General features: G+C 67.4%; 20 protein-coding genes. 11 read left to right on the top strand and 9 right to left on the bottom strand.

The window, feature by feature from the left end:
- The first annotated feature begins 55 nt into the window (after positions 1-55).
- From ARTB_RS17585 to ARTB_RS17610, 6 genes are read left to right on the top strand one after another with little or no spacing between them, the layout of a single operon-like run.
- Positions 56-958: a carbohydrate ABC transporter permease gene (locus ARTB_RS17585; protein ID WP_243181684.1), complete on the top strand. Its 903-nt coding sequence runs from the start codon at positions 56-58 to the stop codon at positions 956-958.
- Entirely contained in the window at positions 958-1,860 is a 903-nt protein-coding gene (locus ARTB_RS17590) for a carbohydrate ABC transporter permease (protein WP_028276099.1), read from the top strand. The genes ARTB_RS17585 and ARTB_RS17590 overlap by 1 nt, the downstream gene beginning before the upstream one ends.
- Positions 1,861-1,872: 12 nt before the next feature.
- Positions 1,873-3,069 (top strand): Gfo/Idh/MocA family protein, encoded by a 1,197-nt coding sequence (locus ARTB_RS17595; RefSeq protein WP_243181685.1) that lies wholly within the window; start codon positions 1,873-1,875, stop codon positions 3,067-3,069.
- Positions 3,070-3,080: 11 nt separating this feature from the next.
- Complete coding sequence (locus tag ARTB_RS17600; RefSeq protein WP_243181686.1) at positions 3,081-4,085, top strand: sugar phosphate isomerase/epimerase family protein; 1,005 nt, start codon at positions 3,081-3,083, stop codon at positions 4,083-4,085.
- Positions 4,086-4,125: 40 nt separating this feature from the next.
- Positions 4,126-4,827, top strand: a complete 702-nt coding sequence (locus ARTB_RS17605; protein ID WP_243181687.1) for a ThuA domain-containing protein — start codon at positions 4,126-4,128, stop codon at positions 4,825-4,827.
- On the top strand, positions 4,812-5,924 hold the full coding sequence (locus ARTB_RS17610; protein ID WP_243181688.1) for a Gfo/Idh/MocA family protein: 1,113 nt from the start codon (positions 4,812-4,814) through the stop codon (positions 5,922-5,924). The genes ARTB_RS17605 and ARTB_RS17610 overlap by 16 nt, the downstream gene beginning before the upstream one ends.
- Before the next feature lie 110 nt (positions 5,925-6,034).
- Here ARTB_RS17610 and ARTB_RS17615 read toward each other — a convergent pair whose 3' ends face one another.
- From ARTB_RS17615 to ARTB_RS17625, 3 genes are all read right to left on the bottom strand, one after another.
- The gene (locus ARTB_RS17615) at positions 6,035-6,676 is read right to left on the bottom strand and encodes an NADPH-dependent F420 reductase (protein ID WP_243181689.1); all 642 of its coding nucleotides are present in this window, start codon (positions 6,674-6,676) and stop codon (positions 6,035-6,037) included.
- A 207-nt stretch (positions 6,677-6,883) separates the two neighbouring features.
- Positions 6,884-7,033: a hypothetical protein gene (locus ARTB_RS17620; protein ID WP_164468554.1), complete on the bottom strand. Its 150-nt coding sequence runs from the start codon at positions 7,031-7,033 to the stop codon at positions 6,884-6,886.
- A gap of 97 nt (positions 7,034-7,130) precedes the next feature.
- Positions 7,131-8,489 (bottom strand): LssY C-terminal domain-containing protein, encoded by a 1,359-nt coding sequence (locus tag ARTB_RS17625; protein WP_028276104.1) that lies wholly within the window; start codon positions 8,487-8,489, stop codon positions 7,131-7,133.
- Positions 8,490-8,611: 122 nt separating this feature from the next.
- On the opposite strand from ARTB_RS17625, the gene ARTB_RS17630 reads away from it, so the two are divergent.
- Both ARTB_RS17630 and ARTB_RS17635 read left to right on the top strand, forming a co-directional pair.
- Positions 8,612-9,952 (top strand): sensor histidine kinase, encoded by a 1,341-nt coding sequence (locus tag ARTB_RS17630; protein ID WP_243181690.1) that lies wholly within the window; start codon positions 8,612-8,614, stop codon positions 9,950-9,952.
- On the top strand, positions 9,945-10,625 hold the full coding sequence (locus tag ARTB_RS17635; protein ID WP_243181691.1) for a response regulator: 681 nt from the start codon (positions 9,945-9,947) through the stop codon (positions 10,623-10,625). The genes ARTB_RS17630 and ARTB_RS17635 overlap by 8 nt, the downstream gene beginning before the upstream one ends.
- Before the next feature lie 117 nt (positions 10,626-10,742).
- Here the strand turns inward: ARTB_RS17635 and ARTB_RS17640 are convergent, their stop codons facing one another.
- From ARTB_RS17640 to ARTB_RS17665, 6 genes are all read right to left on the bottom strand, one after another.
- A complete protein-coding gene (locus ARTB_RS17640) occupies positions 10,743-12,023 on the bottom strand; it encodes a S8 family peptidase (RefSeq protein WP_243181692.1) in 1,281 nt (426 codons plus the stop codon).
- 284 nt (positions 12,024-12,307) lie between these two features.
- Entirely contained in the window at positions 12,308-13,675 is a 1,368-nt protein-coding gene (locus ARTB_RS17645) for an ammonium transporter (protein ID WP_243181693.1), read from the bottom strand.
- A gap of 239 nt (positions 13,676-13,914) precedes the next feature.
- Positions 13,915-15,162, bottom strand: a complete 1,248-nt coding sequence (locus ARTB_RS17650) for a multicopper oxidase domain-containing protein (RefSeq protein WP_243181694.1) — start codon at positions 15,160-15,162, stop codon at positions 13,915-13,917.
- A gap of 105 nt (positions 15,163-15,267) precedes the next feature.
- The gene (locus ARTB_RS17655) at positions 15,268-16,275 is read right to left on the bottom strand and encodes a CapA family protein (RefSeq protein WP_243181695.1); all 1,008 of its coding nucleotides are present in this window, start codon (positions 16,273-16,275) and stop codon (positions 15,268-15,270) included.
- 60 nt (positions 16,276-16,335) lie between these two features.
- Positions 16,336-16,581, bottom strand: coding sequence for a DUF2630 family protein (locus tag ARTB_RS17660; protein WP_243181696.1), 246 nt, complete (start codon positions 16,579-16,581; stop codon positions 16,336-16,338).
- A 149-nt stretch (positions 16,582-16,730) separates the two neighbouring features.
- On the bottom strand, positions 16,731-18,602 hold the full coding sequence (locus tag ARTB_RS17665; protein ID WP_243181697.1) for a Na+/H+ antiporter: 1,872 nt from the start codon (positions 18,600-18,602) through the stop codon (positions 16,731-16,733).
- Positions 18,603-18,776: 174 nt separating this feature from the next.
- Here ARTB_RS17665 and ARTB_RS17670 point away from each other — a divergent pair, with 174 nt between their 5' ends.
- The 3 genes from ARTB_RS17670 (at position 18,777) to ARTB_RS17680 (ending at position 20,267) form a co-directional block, all read left to right on the top strand.
- On the top strand, positions 18,777-19,343 hold the full coding sequence (locus tag ARTB_RS17670) for a type 1 glutamine amidotransferase domain-containing protein (RefSeq protein ID WP_243181698.1): 567 nt from the start codon (positions 18,777-18,779) through the stop codon (positions 19,341-19,343).
- A 205-nt stretch (positions 19,344-19,548) separates the two neighbouring features.
- On the top strand, positions 19,549-19,962 hold the full coding sequence (locus ARTB_RS17675; protein WP_028276112.1) for a VOC family protein: 414 nt from the start codon (positions 19,549-19,551) through the stop codon (positions 19,960-19,962).
- A 95-nt stretch (positions 19,963-20,057) separates the two neighbouring features.
- A complete protein-coding gene (locus ARTB_RS17680; RefSeq protein WP_243181699.1) occupies positions 20,058-20,267 on the top strand; it encodes a hypothetical protein in 210 nt (69 codons plus the stop codon).
- The last annotated feature ends 80 nt before the right edge of the window (positions 20,268-20,347 follow it).

Here is a 20,347-nt window from a genome sequence, read left to right on the forward strand (position 1 = left end):
ATCACCCCTGAGCAGTTCGTCGCCACGATGAACGCGACGATCGGAAAGTAATCCAGTGTCCACCACATCCGGTTCCTCCCGGCGGGCCCTTCAACCGGGCCCGTCGGGGTGGCTGGCCGCGCCAGCCCTTGCCTTCTTCCTGCTCTTCGCCATCATTCCGCTGATTGGTGTCTTGTTCCTGAGTTTCACCAGCTGGGACGGCCTGGGCGAGATCAAACTGGACGGGTTGTCGAGCTGGACAACGGTCCTGACTGATCCCGTCACCGGCAACGCACTGCTGGTGACGGCGAAGATCATGTTCTTCTCGTTCATCATCCAGGCGCCCATCAGCCTGCTCCTGGGCGTCTTCACCGCCGCGGGCCAGAAGTACCGCGCCGCGTTGGCCGTGCTGTACTTCGTGCCGCTGCTGTTGTCCTCGGCCGCCGTCGCCATCGCGTTCAAGGCTCTGCTGGACCCCAACTTCGGCCTGGGCGCCGGGCTCGGCCTGCCGATCCTGGCCCAGGAATGGCTCGGCAATTCGGACCTGGTGCTGTTCGTCGTCGTCTTCGTCATCGCCTGGCAGTTCGTCCCGTTCCACACGCTGATCTACCAAGGCGGCGTGCGCCAGATCCCCGCCTCGCTGTATGAGGCCGCGCAGATCGACGGTGCCGGACGGGTCCAGCAGTTCTTCAACATCACGCTGCCCCAGCTGAAATACACCATCATCACCTCCTCCACGCTCATGGTGGTCGGCTCCCTGGCGTACTTTGACCTCGTCTTCGTCCTCACCGGCGGCGGTCCCGGCTACGCCACGCGACTGCTCCCGCTGCACATGTACCTCACCGGGTTCAAAGCCAATGACATGGGAGCCGCCAGTGCCCTCGGCGTCATCCTCGTCGCGATCGGCCTGGCCCTCGCCCTGCTGCTGCAGCGGCTGGGCGGCAAGAACCGCAACGCAAGCCAATTGGAAGGTGCCTGATGGCTTCCATCACCCAGCTCCCCGTCCCGCCCTCGGCCCCCGCCCGCCCCGCCGTCAGGCCCCGCCCGCGGACCAAGGGACCGGGACGGACCCGCCCGAACTTCCTTGGCGGCCTCGGCGGCTGGCTCTGGCTGGCCATCATCATCGTCCCCGTCTACTACGTGGTGGTGACGAGCCTGAAAAACCAGGCCGGGTTCTTCACGTCCAACCCGATGATGCCGCCGTCTGAGCCCACCCTGGACAACTACAAACTGGTGGTGGAGAACGATTTCGCCCGGTACTTTGCCAACAGCCTCATCGTCACGGTGGGCAGCGTGGTGCCGGCCCTCCTGGTTTCCTTCATGGCCGCCTACGCGATTGTCCGCGGCAGGAGCAGGTTCCTCAGCTGGACCAACAACCTGTTCCTGCTGGGCCTGGCCATCCCGCTGCACGCCACGATCATCCCCATCTACTGGATGATCACCCGCGCCCATCTGTACGACACCCTGCTGGCCCTGATCCTGCCTTCCATTGCCTTCGCCATCCCGATCTCCGTGCTGATCCTGTCCAACTTCATGCGGGACGTACCCAATGAACTCTTCGAATCAATGCGGCTGGATGGCTGCTCCGACTGGGCAATGATGTGGCGCCTGGCGCTGCCCATGACCCGGCCCGCTGTGGTGACCGTAGGAATCTACAACGCGCTCGGAGTCTGGAACGGCTTCCTGTTCCCGCTGATCCTGACCCAAAGCCCCGAAACGCGCGTGCTGCCGCTGTCACTGTGGACGTTCCAAGGCGAGTTCAGCGTCAACATCCCGGCGGTGCTGGCCGCCGTCGTGCTCGCCACCCTGCCGCTGCTGGTGGTCTACGTGATCGCCCGGCGTCAGCTGCTCAGCGGCCTCACGGCCGGCTTCAGCAAATAGAGAGGACTTGTTGTGACTGAACCGAAACCCTTGCGGGTGGGAATGGTGGGCTACGCCTTCATGGGCGCCGCGCACTCCCACGCCTGGCGGACAGCGCCGCGGTTCTTCGACCTCCCGCTCGCTCCCGAGCTGGCGGCAGTTGCCGGCCGGAATCCGGAGGGCGTGCGGGCCGCGGCGGCCAAGTACGGCTGCGACTCCGTGGAGACGGACTGGCGGGCGCTGATCGAGCGGGACGACATCGACCTGATCGACATCTGCACTCCCGGCAACACGCACGCCGAGATCGCCATCGCCGCGCTTGAGTCCGGCAAGCACGTCCTGTGCGAGAAACCGCTCGCGAATTCCGTGGCCGAGGCCGAGCGGATGACCGCGGCCGCGGACGCCGCGGCGGGCCGCGGCGTGTACTCCATGTGCGGGTTCAGCTACCGCCGCACCCCGGCCCTGGCGCTCGCCAAGAGGATGGTCGCCGCGGGCCGGCTCGGGCAGATCCGGCACGTGCGGGCCCAGTACCTGCAGGACTGGCTGAGCGACGCCGACGCGCCCCTGACCTGGCGGCTGGACAAAACCAAGTCCGGGTCCGGCGCGCTCGGGGACATCGGGGCGCACAGCATCGACGCCGCCCAGTGGAACACGGGACGGAACATCACCGGAGTCTCGGCGCTGATGGAAACCTTCGTGACCGAACGTCCCCTGGCCGGGGACCTGGTGGGCCTGGGCGGGCACGGCGCCGCCGGCGCCGAGCGCGGGCCGGTCACCGTGGACGACGCCGCCCTCTTCACCGCCCGTTTTGCGGGAACGCCCGACGACGGTCCTGCCTCCGGCCCGATCGGCATCTTTGAAGCCACCCGCTATGCCCTGGGCCGGAAGAACGCCATGCGCCTGGAACTCAACGGCACTTTGGGCTCCCTGGCCTTTGACTTCGAGGACATGAACTCCCTGTCCGTCTACGACGCCGCCGACGGCCCCGACTCCGGGTTCCGCAAGATCCTCGTCACCGAGCCCGAACACCCCTACACCGGGAACTGGTGGCCCACCGGCCACGGCCTGGGCTACGAACACGTCTTCACCCACCAGGCGGTCGACCTCATCCACGCCATCGCGGAAAACCGGCCGCCCTCACCCTCCTTCGCCGACGCCCTCCAGGTCCAAAAAGTCCTCGCCGCCATCGAAACCAGCGCCGGCAACAACAGCCACTGGCACACCCTCTGAGAGGAAAGACCATGACACGACCCATTACTCTCTTCACCGGCCAGTGGGCCGACCTGCCCTTCGAAGAGGTGGCGCGGCTCGCCGGTGAGTGGGGCTTCGACGGCCTGGAGATCGCCTGCTGGGGCGACCACTTGGACCCGCTGCGGGCAGTCGAGGACGACGCCTATCTCCAGGGCCGGCTGGACATCCTGGACAAGCACCAACTCAAAGTCCACGCGATCGCCAACCACCTCACCGGGCAGGCCGTCTGCGACGACCCGATCGACGAGCGCCACGAGGGAATTCTTCCCGCCGATGTGTGGGGCAACGGTGAGCCCGAAGGAGTCCGCATGCGGGCCGCCGAGGCCATGAAGACCACCGCGCGGGCGGCCGCCAGGCTCGGCGTGCAGACCGTCACCGGGTTCACCGGATCCTCGATCTGGAAATCCGTGGCCATGTTTCCGCCCGCCTCGGACGCCATGATCGAACGCGGCTACCACGACTTCGCCGACCGCTGGAACCCGATCCTGGACGTCTTCGACGAGGAAGGCGTCCGTTTCGCCCTCGAGGTCCACCCGTCAGAAATCGCCTACGACTACTGGACCGCCAAGCGCACTCTCGAGGCCATCGGCCACCGGGAGAGCTTCGGCCTGAACTTCGACCCGTCCCACTTCGTGTGGCAGGACCTGGACCCCGTGATGTTCCTGCAGGACTTCGCCGAGAAGATCTTCCACGTCCACATCAAGGAGTCCGTCCGGCAGCTCAACGGCCGCAACGGCCGCCTCGGCTCCCACCTGCCCTGGGCAGACCCCCGCCGCGGATGGGACTTCGTCACGGCCGGCCACGGAGACGTCAACTGGGAACCGATTTTCCGGACCCTGAACGCCATCGGATATCAGGGTCCCACCAGCGTCGAATGGGAGGACGCGGGCATGGACCGCCTGCTCGGCGCACCGCAGGCCCTCGCCCTGGTCAAGGAACTTGCCACGATCACACCGCCCACGGCCGCGTTCGATGCCGCCTTCGCCGCCCGCTGAGCCGGTCACGGCCACAACAAACCAACAACAGAGGAACCCCATGACAACCGAGAAAAAGACCGCCCTCGTGGTGCGCGGCGGCTGGGACGGGCACCAGCCCGTCGCGGCCACCGAGGAATTCATCCCATACCTGCACGCCAGCGGCTACGAGGTCCGGGTGGAGGAATCGCCCAAGATCTACGCCGACGCCGACTACATGGCCGGCGTCGACCTCATCCTGCAGTGCGTGACCATGTCCACCATCGAAAAGGACGAATTCGAAGGTCTACGGACCGCCGTCGAAAACGGCACGGGCCTGGCCGGCTGGCACGGCGGCATCGCGGATTCCTACCGCAACACCTCCGACTACCTGCACCTGATCGGCGGGCAGTTTGCCTGCCACCCGGGCAAACACCCGGACGAGCGCACGGGCGGACAGCCCGACAACTACGTCCCCTACACGGTCAATATGCTCCGGGCGGCCGCGGACCATCCGATCACTGCCGGTCTCGGCGACTTCGATCTCGTCACCGAACAGTACTGGGTCCTCGCCGACGACTACATCGACGTCCTGGCCACCACCACCCAGAAGGTTCGCGAATGGGACCCCTGGCACCGGGAAGTCACCTCGCCCGCCGTCTGGACCCGGCAGTGGGGCAAGGGCAGGATCTTCGTCTGCACCCCGGGACACCGCGTCGAAATCCTCCAGGACAGCAACGTCCGCACCATCATCGAAAGGGGCCTGCTGTGGGCAAGCCGTTAAACGTTGGAATCATCGGCTGTGGAGCCATCATCGCCCAGTACCTGGTCAACTTCCGCCGGCTCGAGGACATCAACCTCGTCGCCGTCGCGGACCTTGACCCGTCCCGGGCGCAGGCAGTTGCCGACTCGTACGACGGCGTCCGGGCGCTCACAGTCGACGCGCTCCTGGCCGCCGACGACGTCGAACTCGTCCTGAACCTGACCATTCCCGCGGCGCACGCCGAGATCGCCCTCCGCGCCATTGCCGCCGGCAAATCCGTCTACGGCGAGAAGCCGTTGGCGGCAACCACAGCGGAGGCCTGCCAGGTCCTCGACGCCGCCCGGGCAGCCGGCGTCGTGGTCGGCTGCGCCCCGGACACCGTGCTCGGGACCGGGATCCAGACCGCACGGAAAGCCATCGACGACGGACTGATCGGCCGGCCCATCTCCGCGACCGCCACCATGGTCACCCCGGGGCATGAGCGCTGGCACCCGAACCCGGACTTCTATTACCAGCCCGGCGGCGGCCCGCTGCTGGACATGGGACCCTACTACGTCTCGGCCCTGGTCACCCTGCTCGGACCCGTGGTCTCGGTGATCGGTGCGGCCAGCCACACCCGCGACGAGCGGACCATCGGTTCGGGCCCACGCGAAGGCCAGAACGTGCCCGTGGCAACCGACACCCACGTCACCGGCGTCCTGGTCCACGCCTCGGGCGCCCTGTCCACGCTGGTGATGAGCTTCGACGCCGTGAAGACCAAGAGCCCCAACATCGAAATCCACGGTGAGCACGGCTCCCTCGTGGTCCCGGATCCCAACCACTTCGACGGCGACGTGCAGCTCTTCGCCCTCGGTGCAGACGACTGGGAGACCCTGCCCGTCTCCGCGGGCTATGTGGAATCGGGGCGGGGCTTCGGCATCTCCGATCTCATCCGCACGCCTGCGGGCCAGGAACCCAGGGCGGGCGGTGCCCTGGCATTCCACGCCCTGGAGGTGATGGAGTCCGTGCTGGAGTCGGCGCACACGGGTGCGCCGGTCCGGATCGGCAGCACGGTTGCCCGCCCTGCCCCCGTTGAGCTGACCGACCTGACTGCGGCGGCCGTGGGGGTCTCCTCCTAGCGCCCACTCAGGCACGCACGGCTGAATTCGCCGGAAACCTGCCCGTTCGCCGGAAAAGTCCGGCGACCTCGCAGCCTTCCGGCGAATTCGTGCGCCCGGGCCAGGACGGGTCAGATGGTGCGCGGAGCCTTGGCCAGGTTCTCCGTGAGTTCGGCCGCGTTCTGCCGGATCACGTAGGCCGGGCGGTCCCGTTCCGTGCGCCAGCTTTCGGCGAGCGGGCCCATGTTGACGGTGTCGAAGCCGAATTCGTCGTAGAGCCTGGTCACCAGCTCGGCCGCTTCCGGGAAGTCGCTCGCCGTGGCCATGGCACGGCGGTTCGGGGTGCCGGCCGGCGTCCCGTCCGTGGTGATCTGGGAGAACATGATGTGGTTGAAAGCCTTGGCCACCTTGGACTGGGGAAGGTGCTCCTGCAGCAGGCCGGAGGTGGTGGCCTCGCCGGCATCCAGGGCCGGGATATGCCCGTCACGTTCCCAGTAGTAGTTGTTGGTGTCGAGGACGATCTTGCCGGCCAGCGGTTCCACGGGGACGTCCGGGAGGCTCCTGAGCGGCACGGTGACGACGGCGAAGTCGCCGGCTGCGGCCGCCTCGGCCGGCGTCGCGGCCCGGGCCTTGGGCCCCAGTTCCGCGACGAGGTCCGCCAGGGTCTCCGGACCGCGCGAGTTGCTGATCACGACGTCGTAGCCGAGCTCCACGGCCTTGCGGGCGATCTGGCCGCCGATGTGTCCTGCACCGATGATTCCGATTGTTGTCATGCCGGAGCAACACCCGGGCAGGCGAAGATATTTCGCCGGTTAAGGACGCTGTGCGGCTGGGACCGTCAGGCCACCGGCCGGGGCAGGCGAGTCCAATTCGCCGGAAGCCTCCCCGCTCGCCGGAAAGTTCCGGCGAGCCCGCAGGGTTCCGGCGAATTCGCGCGTAGAGAGGCTAGCGCGCAGGGAGGCTGGCGCGTAAGGGGGGGGCTAGGCCGTGGGGCCCGGTTCGTCGTCGGTGTCCGGGCCTTCTGCCGCGTCCTGGGAATGGGCGCGGTCGTCGAAGGGTTCAGCCGTTGCATCACCTTCGGCGGGGGTCTCGCTGTGATGACGCTCGGGCGCCTGTGAGTCGTCGCTCATGTCCGCTCCTTAGCTGCTCCTGCGGTGGATTGCTGGCTATTTGAACATCTAGCTCCCGCAGCGAGAGGGCTGTCAAGGGCCCCTGGATCCTGGGGATTCAGGGCGTCCGGCCGCCGGGACGGCTGGAATCCCGTTTGACTTCCTTGCGGGGACGCAGGGCATAGTCGCGGGACCGCTTGCTGGAGAGCGCCAGAAGCAACAGGATGTCCAGGGTCAGGCCGGGGAGATTGGACTTCAGGGTGATGTCCGGGCCGCCGTAGAAAACATCGACGGCCTGGAAGCAGATGGCAGCCGTGCTCAGCGCCATGGCCACCGTCCGGGCCCAGTTTCGGCCGAGGAACACGAACCACGCCAGCAGGATCTCGGCCACGGCAAAGAGCAGGACAAGCACCGTTGCGGCGCTGACGGCCAATTCCGCCTGGGCCTCCGTGACCGCCGGGCCGGCCACGGGCTGCACCAGTGAGCCGACGTGCGCGTCCTTGAAGAGCACCAGGGACAGGGCCAGCAGCGCGGCCGCCGCCGCGCGGGCACCGACGAAGGCCGCCCCGACAATCGTGGTCGAAGGACGCCGGGTGCGGCCCTCGCCCGGGGCCGTGACGGACGCAAGCAAGCCCGCAGCGGTCGGCTCCGCGACGGTCTGCCTGAGATCGACGATCGGGAGATTGCCGTCGGTGGTGATGGTGTCACCCCCGCCGTTGCGCGCGTGATAGCCGGTGGAAAAATCACGGATCACCCTGAGCCCGGCCGCGGGATCGGCCCCGGTAATGGCGCCGACCACATGGTCGCGTTCGGCGTCGGTGTTCTCATCGATCTTGTGGGTGATCTGCAGGGTAAACAGGGACAGCCCGACGCTGCGGTCATACGTGCCGGCCGCCAACCAGTCGACGGCCAGCCCGCCCGGCAGCAGCCAGCCGGGCGGGCACCGCCAGAAGCGGACGTGGTGCCGTTTGCCCGGGGTGCCGTCGACTTCCTGCTGGTAGGCAAAATCCTGCTGGCGGCCGAACAGGAACAGCGGACTGACCGGGGCCTCGAGATAGCTGCGGCGCAGGAGGGTGGAGGAGACGATCCGCCGGCTGCTGGCCAGTGTCACGTCATCGGCCCTTGTCCAGCCCGCGGACCGCATCACGCCATGGATCTGCGGTTCCGATCCCAGCAGGGCTATGTTCACGGGATCACCCAGCAGCCCGTCGCTGGTGCGCGCCCGGCCGATGAAGTAGTCCGGAACGTAGAGCCGGGTCAGGATCCGGTGCAGACGGGGAAGTACCAGATAGGCGAGCAGGGCCCAGAAGATGAAGAGGAACCAGACCTGCGCCCAGCCCCATTCGAAGCTCAACTGCACCAGCAGCGCGGTCAGCCACACAGCCGCAACGCCGCCCACCACGAAGAACACGCTGTCCAGCACGGAGTACGGCACCGCTTCGGCGGGAGCTGTGACCTCAACCGCTGCCTTGGTCATGGCCGCCATACTACGCCCGCTATCGACGGAGGGCTGGCTCGAAAGATGAATCTTCTGGCCCCAAGGTGGAGCGCGGCCGGATGTGACCTGCCTGTGACAGCCGCCGTGGATAGGGTGACAGCATGGAACCACTACTGAAAGTTTTGCGGCATTGGGGCGCCCCCGCGGCGGCCGTTCTCTTCTTCACGCTGTGGTGCGTGGCCGAGGCCGGGCGGATGGGCCCGGGCCTCCACACCTGGGAGGGGACGTGGCCGCTGATCCTCATGACGGCAGCGATTGCCTGCGCCGCCTGGAAGCCCTACGCGTCGCTCGGATTCACGGCAGGGCTGCTCGCGGGCCAACTGGGGTACGCCATTCCCGCGATGCACGCCAACCACTGGGCCATCTACCTCGGGGCGTTCGTGTCCCTGGCCTTCATCCAATGGACGGCCCGGCGAAGGACACGCTTCATCGCCGCGGCCGCCAACGTGGTGTTCGCCGGCGCCATGGCCTTCCTGATGCTGTCCTGGCGCTACGGCAACGGCGTCGGCTGGTTCCTTCCGCTGTACATGGGCGACCGGTGGACCTTTCAAGCCTACGGCTGGCAACTCTTTTCGCTGCTGCTGGTGATCGCGGCAGCCTGCGCCGCCGTCGGACTTCTGCTGGCGATGTACCAGGAACGCGGCAGCCTGTTCCAGGCCAGGACCATCGCCCAGACCAGCCTCAGGGAAGCCGAAGTGGACCTGATCGTGGAGCAGGAACGGACCCGGATCGGCCGGGACCTGCACGACGTCCTGGCCCACTCACTCGCCGTGATCGCGGCGCAGGCGGATGGCACCCGCTACCTGAGCAAGGACCAGCCGAGGGCAGTGCTAAACGCCCTGGAGAACATCGCGACGTCGGCCCGGAGCGCCCTGGTGGACGCGCAGCGCGTCATCGAGGGGGTGCACGACGACGGCATGGTCACGCCCCAGCCCCGGCTCAGCGACGTCGGGCCCCTCGTGGCGCGCATGCAGGGCAGCCTCGAGATCGAACAAAGCGAGTCCGGCACGCCCGCCGAGCTCTCCGCCGGGCAGCAGCTCGCCGTATTCCGGATCATCCAGGAATGCCTGACCAACGCCCTGAAACACGGCGGCCGCGGCACCGCGGTGCGGCTGCACCTGGACTGGAGCGGCCCGGGGCTGACCCTGCATGCGGCGTCAGGGATTCCGGAGACCGCAGGCAGGGACAGTCCGGACCCCGCCGCCGAAACGCGGGTGGGCCGCGGCCTCGCCGGGATGCGGGAACGCGCCCACCTCGCAGGAGGCTGGATGACGTCCGGCCCGGATGGCGAGCAGTACCGGGTGACCGTCTTTATCCCCTACGGCACAAGGACGGCCGACGCCGACGCTGCCGCCGCCAGCGCGGAGCCGGACCTGGTTCCCGTGGGAAGCCCTGCAGCGCGCCCGGGAATGCCGCTGGCCGAAGCCGGCGACCGTGGCTGATGCCGGGGCGGCCATTACCGTGGCGATCGTCGATGACCAGGCCCTGTTCCGGGCGGGAATCCGGATGCTGGTGGAGAGCCAACCCGACATGGCGATGGCCTGGGAAGCCGGCGACGGCGCGCAGGCGGCGGCATTCGCCGTCGAACGGTGCCCCGACGTGATGCTCATGGACCTGCGCATGCCGGTCCTTGACGGCGTCGGCGCCACACGGCGGATCGTGCGGCAGGCGGAGGCCGCAGGCACCGGCGCGCCGAAGATCATCGCCCTGACGACGTTCAACCGGGACCAGGCGGTGGTTGACGCCGTGCACGCCGGGGCCAGCGGCTACCTGCTCAAGAGCGCCGAACCGGAGTTCCTGCTCGCCGCGATCCGGACGGTGTACTCCGGGTACTCCGTGATTGCGCCGGGATCAGTGCAGGATTTGTTCCAGCATGCCGCCCGGACCGTGCCGGCCGGAGGACCGGACCTGTCCGCGCTGGAGGTGCTGTCTGCCCGGGAACGGGACGTCTTCCTGCTCGCGGCCAAGGGGCTGGCCAACGGTGAGATCGCCGGAAGCCTGTTCGTATCCGAGGCGACGGTCAAGACACACCTCAGGAGCGTGCTGGGCAAGCTGGGCCTCGGGACCCGGCTCCAGCTGGTGGCCTTCGCCTATGAACGCCGGCTGCTGGGCTGAAACCCGCGGCTGGGCTGAAACCCGGCTGGGCTGAAACCCGGCTGGGCCCTCGGCTGAGACTCGCCGAGGGCCGCTGGCGCGGCGACTTGCGCCGCCGGATTCCTCACCGCCGCAGCGTCAGAAGCTCACCGTCTGGGTCAGGTATCCGTAGTACTGCCCCGAGATCGGGTGGATGGGATCGCCGCCGAAGCCGTAGTCGTGGTGCCGCTTCGAGTACGACTTTGTCAGGTCCAGGTACTGCTCCATGACGTGCTCGGCTGAACCCGTGCAGGCCTTCTGGCTGATGCAGAGGGCCACGGACCCTGCCACGGCCGGGCTGGCGAAGCTGGTGCCGTTGCTTACGTTGTAGCCGCCGGGCCAGGTGGAGAGCATGCACACGCCGGGGCCGGCGACCGTGTGGGCCTTGTCGTCACTAGTGGTGGCGAAGTTGGAGAAGAACGCCGGCTGGTCATCCTTTTGCCCGTACTTCGAAAAGTCGTCGGGGCCGCAGATCGGGGCGGCATCCCCGCCGGACTTTCCGTCGAAATCGCCCATCGCGGTGGCGGTCAGTACTTGGTCGTACGTGGCCGGCACGGTGTTGGCGAAGTCCTCACCGGCGTTGCCGGCCGCGACGGCATAGGTGACACCGGCCCGGACCGAGCGGCAGATGGCGTAGTGCATTGGGTCCGTGCCCTTGCCGCAGTTGGGTGTGTCCGCGGCGCCGCCGGCGATGCTGATGTTGGCCACGGCGATGTCGTTGCTGTCGTCATGGTCCTTGCGCGTCGAGGTCACCCAGTCAATCGCGCAGATCAGGCTTTCCTCGGAGATCAGGCCGGCGTCGTCAACCACCCGGACAGACCAGAGCGGAGTGCCCGGGGCGGTCCCGATGACGCCCAGGCGGTTGTTCCGGGCGCCGATTACGCCCGCGACGAATGTTCCGTGCCCCAGGACGTCAACGGGGGTCACATCGACGGGGGAACCGGACTGGCAGTCAACGCCGCCCTTGACGTTCAGGTCCGGGTGGGTCGCATCGATGCCGCTGTCGATCACGGCGACGTTGACGTTGATCCGGCTTGGCCCCCGGTCGAGGGCCTTCCGGACGTCTGAGCTGGTTCCGGCGATCCGCTTGCGCCACAACGGCGTCTCCTGGGTGGCCGCGGTTCCAAGATCCCGCGGTTGCTGGAAGGTCCGGCCCGCCGTGACGAAGTCGACGCTGGGGTCGGCCTGGACGCGTTGCGCCTGGGCCGCCGTCAGGTTGGCAGAGTAACCGTTCACAGCGTTGCGGTAGACCTTCGATGCCGTGAATCCGTAGGCGCTTTGCTGGGCGGCTGCCGCCGCTCCGGCGTCCACGACCCCGTCCTTGAGCACCACGATGTAGTTTTGTGCCGGATTGACGGCGTTCGAAGGGGCTGCCGCCACCAGGCCGCCGCCAGCCGCCAAGGCAAAGGCCGCCAGTGAGGCCAGCCCGCGCCCGAACCAAAATGTGTCCGGTCTGGGAAGGGAGCTGCGCCGGTGTCTGCGCGGGGTCCGCGCCACCGATGTTAGCTTCGGTTTTGATGCCTTGCGGCTGGCTTGGCTGAACATCGTGGCCTCCCATTAAGCGAGTTCGCTAATTCGAGTGCCCCCCGCCCATATCTTAAGCCTCCGACCGCGTCTTACACCCGGGCCCTTTGGAAAAACTTGAGCCGGCCCCGGCGGCCGGCTCAGACGAGGCTGTCTTCCTTTGCGCGTGCGGAGGCGCTTTCCGGTGCCCGGCCGGCCGCGTGGGCCGACGTCGCCGCGTGGGCCGATGTCGCGGCGTGGGCCGCACCGGTGTGGTGGCCGAACGGGTTGAACCGGCTGAAACCCAGTTCGGCAAAGGCATACGCGGTCTCGGCGTGCTCGGACCGGTCGACTCCGGCGAGTTCGTCCTCGCGGCTGACCCGGAAACCCAGCGTCTTGTGGATGGCGAGTCCGATCACCGCGGTCCCGAGGCCCGACACGGCCACCGTGATGAGGACGGCTACGGCCTGCGCGATGATCTGGTGGAGCCCGCCGCCGTAGAACAGCCCGCCGCCGGCACCGTCCACCGGGAGCGCAATCAAACCGAGGGCGAGCGTGCCGATCAGGCCGCCGCCGAGGTGGACGCCGACGACGTCGAGCGAGTCATCGAAGCCAAACTTGAATTTCAGGTCCACGAACACGGCGCAGGCCGCACCGGCCACGAACCCAAGGCCCAGCGCGGCGAGCGGGCTGATGTTGGCGCACGACGGCGTGATCGCCACCAGGCCGGCGACGGCGCCGGACGCCGCGCCCAAGGAGGTGTGGTGGCCGTGGCGGACCTTCTCGGTCACCAGCCAGCTGATCATGGCTGCGGCAGGGGCGGCCAGGGTGTTCACCCAGATCAGGCCGGCCTGCTCCACGGTGGTGGCGGCGCCGGCGTTGAAACCGAACCAGCCGAACCACAGGATGCCCGCGCCGAGCATGATGAAGGGGATGTTGTGGGGGCGGTGGCCGGGGTCCTTGCCGAAGCCGTGCCGGTTGCCCAGGATCAGGACCAGGACCAGCGCCGCGGTTCCGGACGCGATTTCCACTACGGTGCCGCCGGCGAAGTCGATGACCTGGCCGAAGACGGCACTTACGGCGCCGCCGGCACTCATGAGGCCTCCGCCCCAGACCATGAAGGCTAAGGGACAGTACACAAGGGTGATCCAGATGGGGACGAAGAGGGCCCAGGAGGTGAACTTCGCGCGGTCCGCGATGGCGCCGCTGATGAGGGCCACGGTGAGGATGGCAAAAGTGGCGCTGTAGCCGGCCTTGATCAGGTCCGGCGAACCGATCAGGCTGCTCAGGCCGAAGCTCGCGAACGGGTTGCCGAACACGCCGAGGACACCTTGCCCGGTGCTCATCGAGTAGCCCCAGAGGACCCACACCACGCCGACGATCCCCACCGAGACGAAGCTCATCATCATCATGTTGAGCGAGGCCTTGGCCCGGGTCATCCCGCCGTAAAACAGGCCCAGGGCCGGGGTCATCAGCAGAACCATCGCTGCCGACACAATCATCCAGACGCTTCCAGCAGTGAGCTCCACCGGCGGGTCCCTTCTCGTCAGTCTTCCGTACCGGGACACGTCGCCGCCGGCCCCCCGATCCGGATTTAATCCTCGCGGAGCCATGTTTCCGGCAGTGAGGTGAAAAGTTGCGGGCACGTTACGGGAATCGCGACGGCGTGAAGTTCGCGTGACCGGCATGTTTCAGGAATGTAAACAGGACCGCATGTGGCCGCCGGACGCAGGACGCGCCGGGGGCCACCGGCGCGACGAATTTCCGGTTACGACGTGTGGCCGGAGTGGACGCTGTTGCCGTTGCGGGGGGCCGATGCGTTGGTTATCCGGTAGCGGACCAGCATTCCGGCGCTGATGTGATCGTTGACGTGGCAGTGGAACAGCCACGTGCCGGGGTCGTCAGGGACCATGTCGGCCGTCACCATGGTCGCCGGGAGCAAGCTCACTACATCGGTGCGCATTCCCAGGACCGTCACGGTGTTGCCGTGCCAGTGAGGGGTGTGCAGGTCCACCTCAGTGCCCATGCCCATAAGGTACCAGCGGACCCGTTCGCCCTTTTTCATGGTCATGGCGTCCAGTGGCAGGTTGCCGAAGACGTAGCCATTGACGGAGTGCATCAAGTTGCTCTCCCCGAACTCTTCATTGCCCGGGTCCACCGAAGCCGGGTCCCCGGCGAACCTGGTGATGTTGCGTTGCAGGTATGGGCTGGCGTTCTCGTCGCTGACCTTGAACTGCACGAAAAATTCGCGGTCCACATCCTCCGGGGTGCCGTCCGTGCGCGCGGCGCTGGCCTTCGTTATGACCATGGGACCAACCAGGCCGGCGTAGTCATCGCCAACTTCATCCGTGTGCGAGTGGTACATCCACATTACGGAACTGCCGTCCATCGGGCCGGGGCCGGCACGGTCCGGAACTTTGTAGCTATAGGTGTAAACGGTCCCCGGGGCGACAGCGTCGTCCCGGTGATCTGCCGGGCTGGTCCCGTCGTTGTACGGGGCACCTTCGCTGCCCTTGTCATAGAAGACGCCGTGGGTATGCACGGAGACGGGGCGGTCCAGGTTGTTTTTGAAGACCACCTTGATCGTGTCTCCGACGACGGCGCGGATGACCGGCCCCAGCATGCCTAGATGCCGATCGGCAGCGGTCCGGGGCTTGAGCGTCCTGAATGAGGAATTGGTGTACTCCCGGTACAGGGACTTGATGTAGGTGCTGCCGATGCGTTGCGGTCCCTGCTGAGTGAAGACGGCGGCGGTTTCGTCGAACGGCTCACCCGTGATCTGGTCACTGCCGGTCGGCGCGTAGTTCCAGTCGACCTCATCCGCGCCGATGAAGTACGTGCGCGTCTGCGGCACGTAGTTCCCCTTGGCCGGCGCCGTCGCGGTGGCTGATCCGGAGATGATGATAATTGGGGCCAAGACCGCGACCATCCCCACAACCATGATGAGTACGATCCATCGCGGCCAGTAGAACGGTGCCATCCGGGCTTGCTGAGGCGTCATGGCGTGTTCGCCCATGATGCTGTCCCCTTTCAAATCCGGCCCGCCGGATGACACGGCCTGACGGAACGGTAACAGGGGGATCTTTGACCAACCTTGGGTCTGCATTCCAGAACCTGTGATTTAGAACGCCGGCCTGTCCAGCGGAATCTCAAGGCAGCGGCCGGAGGCGTTCCAGTAGCCCAGCGTGCCCAACTGACCGCTCAGCCGCTGCATCCGGGCGGCAATGCCGGGTGCCGATTCGCGGGCCAGGCGCGCCTGGAATCCGGCGATGATCGTGGGATACAGCCGAAGCGTTCGGGGTGCGCCGGCGTCGGTGTCGAGCATGAACACGAACGACTGGTCATTGCGCTCGACCGGGTCCACAGCGTAGTCGTCAATGAAGTCCCCGGCGCTGAAGATGATCGGACGGTTCCGGTGGATGCCGACGCCGCGAAATATGTGCGGCGAGTGGCCGAACACGACGTCGGCCCCGGCCTCGATGAGGTCCCGGGCAAAGTCCTGATGCCCGGCCGGGACGTCGTAGCCCCAATTGCCGCCCCAATGGGCTGACACGATGAGGACCTGGACACGGGCCTTGGTCCTGGCGACCAGTTCCAGCAGTCCGTCCCGCCGGCCGCCCCGCCGGCCGCCCTCATCAACGGAAACATCCTCCACCGGGACGTAGTAGACCCCGGGAGCCGCGGTGCCCGCCTCCCAGCCGGGCTCGTTGTCCGTGAAGGCAATGAATCCGACGGCGACGGCGCCCACGCGCCACGCGGACGGGCGGCGGGCGGACTCCAGGTCGGGGCCGGCCCCGGCATGGAGGATGCCGCAGCCGTCCAGCGCCGGCAGCATCTCCCCGAACGCGTCCTGGCCGAAATCCAGGACGTGGTTGTTGGCGAGCGAGACGACGTCGATCCCGGCCGCGAGGAGGCTGGCCACATTCTTCGGGTCCGAGCGGAAATGGAAGATCTTGCCGGGCTCGGGCTCGCCGCCGGCCGCCAGGACACACTCGAGGTTGGCGACGCGGACATCGGCCTGCTCCAGGACCGCCAGCGTGTCGCCCCACGGATAGGCAGGCCCGGCCGCTGCCAGGTGCCGGTTCACCAGCCGGCCCAGCATGACGTCTCCCAGCAGCGCGATCAGCATGGACTGCCTGCCCGCCTGCCCGCCTGCCCGCCTGCCTGCCTGTCAGGTCAGGGCCGGGGGCTAGCTTTGGTAGCCTTCGACCTCGCTGACCGGCCGCACTTCCGCCTCGTCAGGATTCTCGCCATAGTCTCTTTTCGCGCGCCGCTGGCGGAGCAGGTCCCAGCACTGATCCAGCTGTTCTTCCACCTGCTGCAGCCGGAGGATGTCCGGGCTTCCGGTCCCGCCAGACTGGGTCGAGCCTTCGCGGAGGCCGTGTTCCTCCTCCACGAGGTCCTTGATGCGCTCCAGGATGTCTTGGTTGTCCACGGTGTCCTCTTTTCGTCCGACGGCGGCGGGCCGCCTTCTCTTCGCAGGGTCCACTTCCAGCAGGTCCCCTTCCAGCCTACGGAGGGGAGGGTGCGGTGAACAGGGGCGCCCGGGCCCGGGGCCGGACGGCGCTGTCCGGCGTCTGCGGCCTAGCCAAGGAGTTCGTCCGGGTAGCACCAGCGCCAGTCCTCGCCCGGCTCGGCGCTGCGCATGACGGGGTGGCCGCTGAGCTGGAAGTGTTTGTACGCGTGGGTTCCCGGCGATGAATCGCAGCAGGCCACGTTGCCGCACTGCAGGCACATCCGCAGATGCACCGTCGTCGTCCCCTCCCGTTCGCACGCCTCACAGAAGGGACCAGACGGGACGGTGAGATCCGGGGCGGACTCCAGGTGCGGACAAACGCCGCGGGGCCGGGCGATTCCCTCGCCGCCGCTGCCGTCCGCGTCCGGTTCTTCCAGTGCGGCGTCCAGCATGGACTCTTCGACGTCGAGGCGGTCAAGGACGTTGACCAGGACCTCGTGCGCGTATCCGCCGCCGCGCCGCAGCTCGAGGACCTTGGTGCGCTCGGCGTCCAGCATCGCCAGCCGGAGTTGGGCGTACCGCTGGCTGGGGGTGGCGGCTTCGGCGGACGGCCGGCCCAACCGCTCCCATGCGGCCAGCCCGCGCTCCTGGGTGCGCCGTTTCAGCATCGCCACGACTTCGGGGGGATCGGCGTCCGAACGCAGTTCCTGGAGCCGCTGCACGCCCGCCGCCGTCGCCATCTGCATCAGCGACGCCTCGTTGAGCGCGTCCTCGCGCGGGTCCGGTCCGTTCACGTGCAGCAACCGGACCAGGGCCGGGAGCGTGAAACCCTGCAGGGTCAGCGTGCCGGCCACCACCACGAGGGCCATCAGGATCAGGACCGACCGGTGCTCCAGCTCCGCCGGCAGGACCAGGACGGCGGCAAGCGTCACCACGCCGCGCATGCCGGCCCAGGAGACGATCACCGGAAATTGCCAGGGCGGCGCGGGATCCTTGCGCCGGACCACGGGAATGAGCCGCGGCAGGTATGTTGCGGGGAAGACCCAGACCGGACGCAGGACCAGCACGGCCAGCAGCACGGCGGCACAGCCGAACCAGATCCGTTCCGGCCCCAGCGAGTCATCCCGGACGCCCTCGATGATGGTCCGGACCTGCAGCCCGATCAGGAGGAAAACGGAGTTCTCCAGCAGGAACTGGACCGTGTGCCAATTGCTGCGCTGGCTCAGCCGGGCCGCCCCGTTTGGCATGGACGGCGCCTTGGTCCCCATGATCAGGCCGGTGACGACGACGGCCAGGACGCCGGAGGCGTGGATCGCTTCCGCCGGGAGGTAGGCCACAAGCGGGGCGATCAGGGACGTGGAAGTGTTGATGGCCACGTTGCGGATCCGCTTGCGGAGCGCGGTGAGCACGAAGGCCGCGGCAACGCCCACCGCCACGCCCCCGCCGGCCGCCAGGACGAAGCCGCCGGCAATCTCCGCGGCGGAGACAGCTCCGGCGATCGCGGCGATGGCAGCACGCAGGCAGACCAGCGCCGTGGCGTCGTTGACCAGCGATTCGCCCTCCAGGATGGTGACAACCCTGCGGGGCATGCCCACCTTTCGCGCAATCGCCGTCGCAGCCACGGCGTCCGGGGGCGCGACGACGGCGCCCAGGGCCATGGCGGCCGCCAGCGGGATCTCGGGAAACAGCCAGGCGACCACCAGCCCGATGCTGACGGTGCCGAAAATGACGTAGCCGACCGACAACAGGCCGATGGAGCGGCGGTTGGAACGGAAATCGAACAGCGAGGTCTGCAGCGCCGCCGCATAGAGCAACGGCGGCAACAGCCCGACCAGAACGATTTCGGGGTTCAGCTCGATGGTCGGAACGAACGGCAGGAACGAGCACACCACGCCGGCCAGCACCAGCAGCAGGGGGACGGAGATGTTGATCCTTTGGCCCAGTGCGCTGCAGGCACAGACGATGGCGACGAGGGCCAGCAGCCCGAAAGCGACTTCCATGGGCCCATTCTCTCAGCTTCCCGTCCTGTGCCGGCGGGGTCCCTGCAATGCATCATCAGCTTGCTTACGACTTGGCGGCTTTCTAGAGTTAGGTCTGCAAACCAAGTGGGACACTGCGCTGGCGCCGGCACTGAACGAATTTTGCCCGGCCCGCGCCCGGCACGAGGAGGACACATGTCAGAGCACAATCTTTCCGGCAAGAAAGTCGCGTTCCTGCTTACGGACGGTGTGGAGCAAGTGGAGCTGACCAGCCCGTGGGATGCCGTCAAGGAAGCCGGCGGCGTGCCAACCCTGGTCTCGCCGAAGAGCGGAGAGCTGCAGGGCTATGACGGCACCGAAAAGGGGCAGCGGTTCGCCGTCGACCTCGCCGTGGGGCGGGCCGACGCCGCCGATTTCCACGCCCTGGTCATCCCCGGCGGCGTGGTCAACGCCGATCACCTCAGAGTCGACAAGGAGGCCCAGGCGTTCACGCGTGCCTTCTTCGAGCAGCACAAGCCCGTCGCCGCCATCTGCCACGGCCCGTGGCTGCTCATCGACGCCGGCGTGGTCAGCGGCAGGAACCTGACCTCCTACCACACGCTGCAGACGGACCTGAAGAATGCCGGCGCGATCTGGACTGACGAGGAGGTCGTGGTGGACCAGGGCCTGGTGACCAGCCGCAGCCCGCGTGACCTTCCGGCCTTCAACGCCAAACTCCTTGAGGAAATCGCCGAAGGCGAGCACGCAGGCCAGACGCCGTAGCCGCAATCCCGCCGCAGCGTCCGACGGCGGCACCGGCCGCCGCCGGACGCTCTCGGCCGGCCGTTCACCTGCTTAGTCCCGGGCTGCCCGGTTCCGCGGCCGGACACCTACCCACGCTGTTGGTTTTGCGGCAGGATATGCCCTGTACCGTGCACCGTCGTCGTTGCCGCCCGGCCGGCGCCCCCAACAGCAAGGAGTTTCGGACATGACTACGCTCAATCCCTACCTCGGCTTCCGCGACAACGCGAAAGATGCCATGACCTTCTACCAGTCGGTGTTCGGCGGGGAACTGACCATGAGTACCTTCGCCGAATACCACGCCAGCGAAGACCCGGCGGAGCAGGAGAAAATCATGCATGCCCAGCTCAGGACGGACGCCGGCATGGTGCTGATGGGCGCGGACACGCCCAACAGCATGGACTACACCGCGGGCAACAACTTTTCCGTGTCCCTGAGCGGATCCAACGAAGCTGAGCTCCGCGGCTACTTCGACAAGCTGGCCGATGGCGGCACAGTCGCCATGCCGCTGGAGAAGGCACCCTGGGGCGACGTCTTCGGCATGTGCAAGGACAGGTTTGGCGTGGACTGGCTGGTGAACGTCGGCTCCGAGCCCGCCTAAATCGGGCCCTCGGCCGCGCCGGCAGTAAGGGCTATCCTGAATGCAGCCAGGACAGTGCAAGCGCGAGTCCATCCCCTGGCCAAGGGAGCCATGCAATGACCGAGAAGCTGCACCTCAGCCCGGAAGATGACTTCCCGGACGATCTCAGCAAGTTGCCGGACAAGGATCTTCAGGTCCTCGACAGCCAAGTCGAGCGCCAACTGGACTATGAGTACGTGGTGGAGGGCGAGCCGAATCCGGAGACGGAGTTCCGGCACTATGACCTCGATGAGGAGTTCGAGGAGCGGGACAAGCGGGACAACTGATCCGCCGGATCATCCTGAAGGGCCGGCTGCCCCGCACGGCGTCAGGGTTCTAGCCAGCAGGCTTACTAGACTGGGCTGAC

Origin of the sequence: Arthrobacter humicola (assembly GCF_022803015.1) — a bacterium.
GTDB classification, from domain to species: Bacteria; Actinomycetota; Actinomycetes; order Actinomycetales; family Micrococcaceae; genus Arthrobacter; species Arthrobacter humicola_A.

What these genes read in the sequence shown, in the direction of transcription:
- ARTB_RS17590 (WP_028276099.1), top strand. Translation starts at nt 958, where the DNA reads ATGGCTTCCATCACCCAGCTCCCCGTCCCGCCCTCGGCCCCCGCCCGC.
- ARTB_RS17600 (WP_243181686.1), top strand. Translation starts at nt 3,081, where the DNA reads ATGACACGACCCATTACTCTCTTCACCGGCCAGTGGGCCGACCTGCCC.
- ARTB_RS17605 (WP_243181687.1), top strand. Translation starts at nt 4,126, where the DNA reads ATGACAACCGAGAAAAAGACCGCCCTCGTGGTGCGCGGCGGCTGGGAC.
- ARTB_RS17615 (WP_243181689.1), bottom strand. Translation starts at nt 6,676, where the DNA reads ATGACAACAATCGGAATCATCGGTGCAGGACACATCGGCGGCCAGATC.
- ARTB_RS17620 (WP_164468554.1), bottom strand. Translation starts at nt 7,033, where the DNA reads ATGAGCGACGACTCACAGGCGCCCGAGCGTCATCACAGCGAGACCCCC.
- ARTB_RS17625 (WP_028276104.1), bottom strand. Translation starts at nt 8,489, where the DNA reads ATGACCAAGGCAGCGGTTGAGGTCACAGCTCCCGCCGAAGCGGTGCCG.
- ARTB_RS17630 (WP_243181690.1), top strand. Translation starts at nt 8,612, where the DNA reads ATGGAACCACTACTGAAAGTTTTGCGGCATTGGGGCGCCCCCGCGGCG.
- ARTB_RS17650 (WP_243181694.1), bottom strand. Translation starts at nt 15,162, where the DNA reads ATGGGCGAACACGCCATGACGCCTCAGCAAGCCCGGATGGCACCGTTC.
- ARTB_RS17655 (WP_243181695.1), bottom strand. Translation starts at nt 16,275, where the DNA reads ATGCTGATCGCGCTGCTGGGAGACGTCATGCTGGGCCGGCTGGTGAAC.
- ARTB_RS17665 (WP_243181697.1), bottom strand. Translation starts at nt 18,602, where the DNA reads ATGGAAGTCGCTTTCGGGCTGCTGGCCCTCGTCGCCATCGTCTGTGCC.
- ARTB_RS17670 (WP_243181698.1), top strand. Translation starts at nt 18,777, where the DNA reads ATGTCAGAGCACAATCTTTCCGGCAAGAAAGTCGCGTTCCTGCTTACG.
- ARTB_RS17675 (WP_028276112.1), top strand. Translation starts at nt 19,549, where the DNA reads ATGACTACGCTCAATCCCTACCTCGGCTTCCGCGACAACGCGAAAGAT.
- ARTB_RS17680 (WP_243181699.1), top strand. Translation starts at nt 20,058, where the DNA reads ATGACCGAGAAGCTGCACCTCAGCCCGGAAGATGACTTCCCGGACGAT.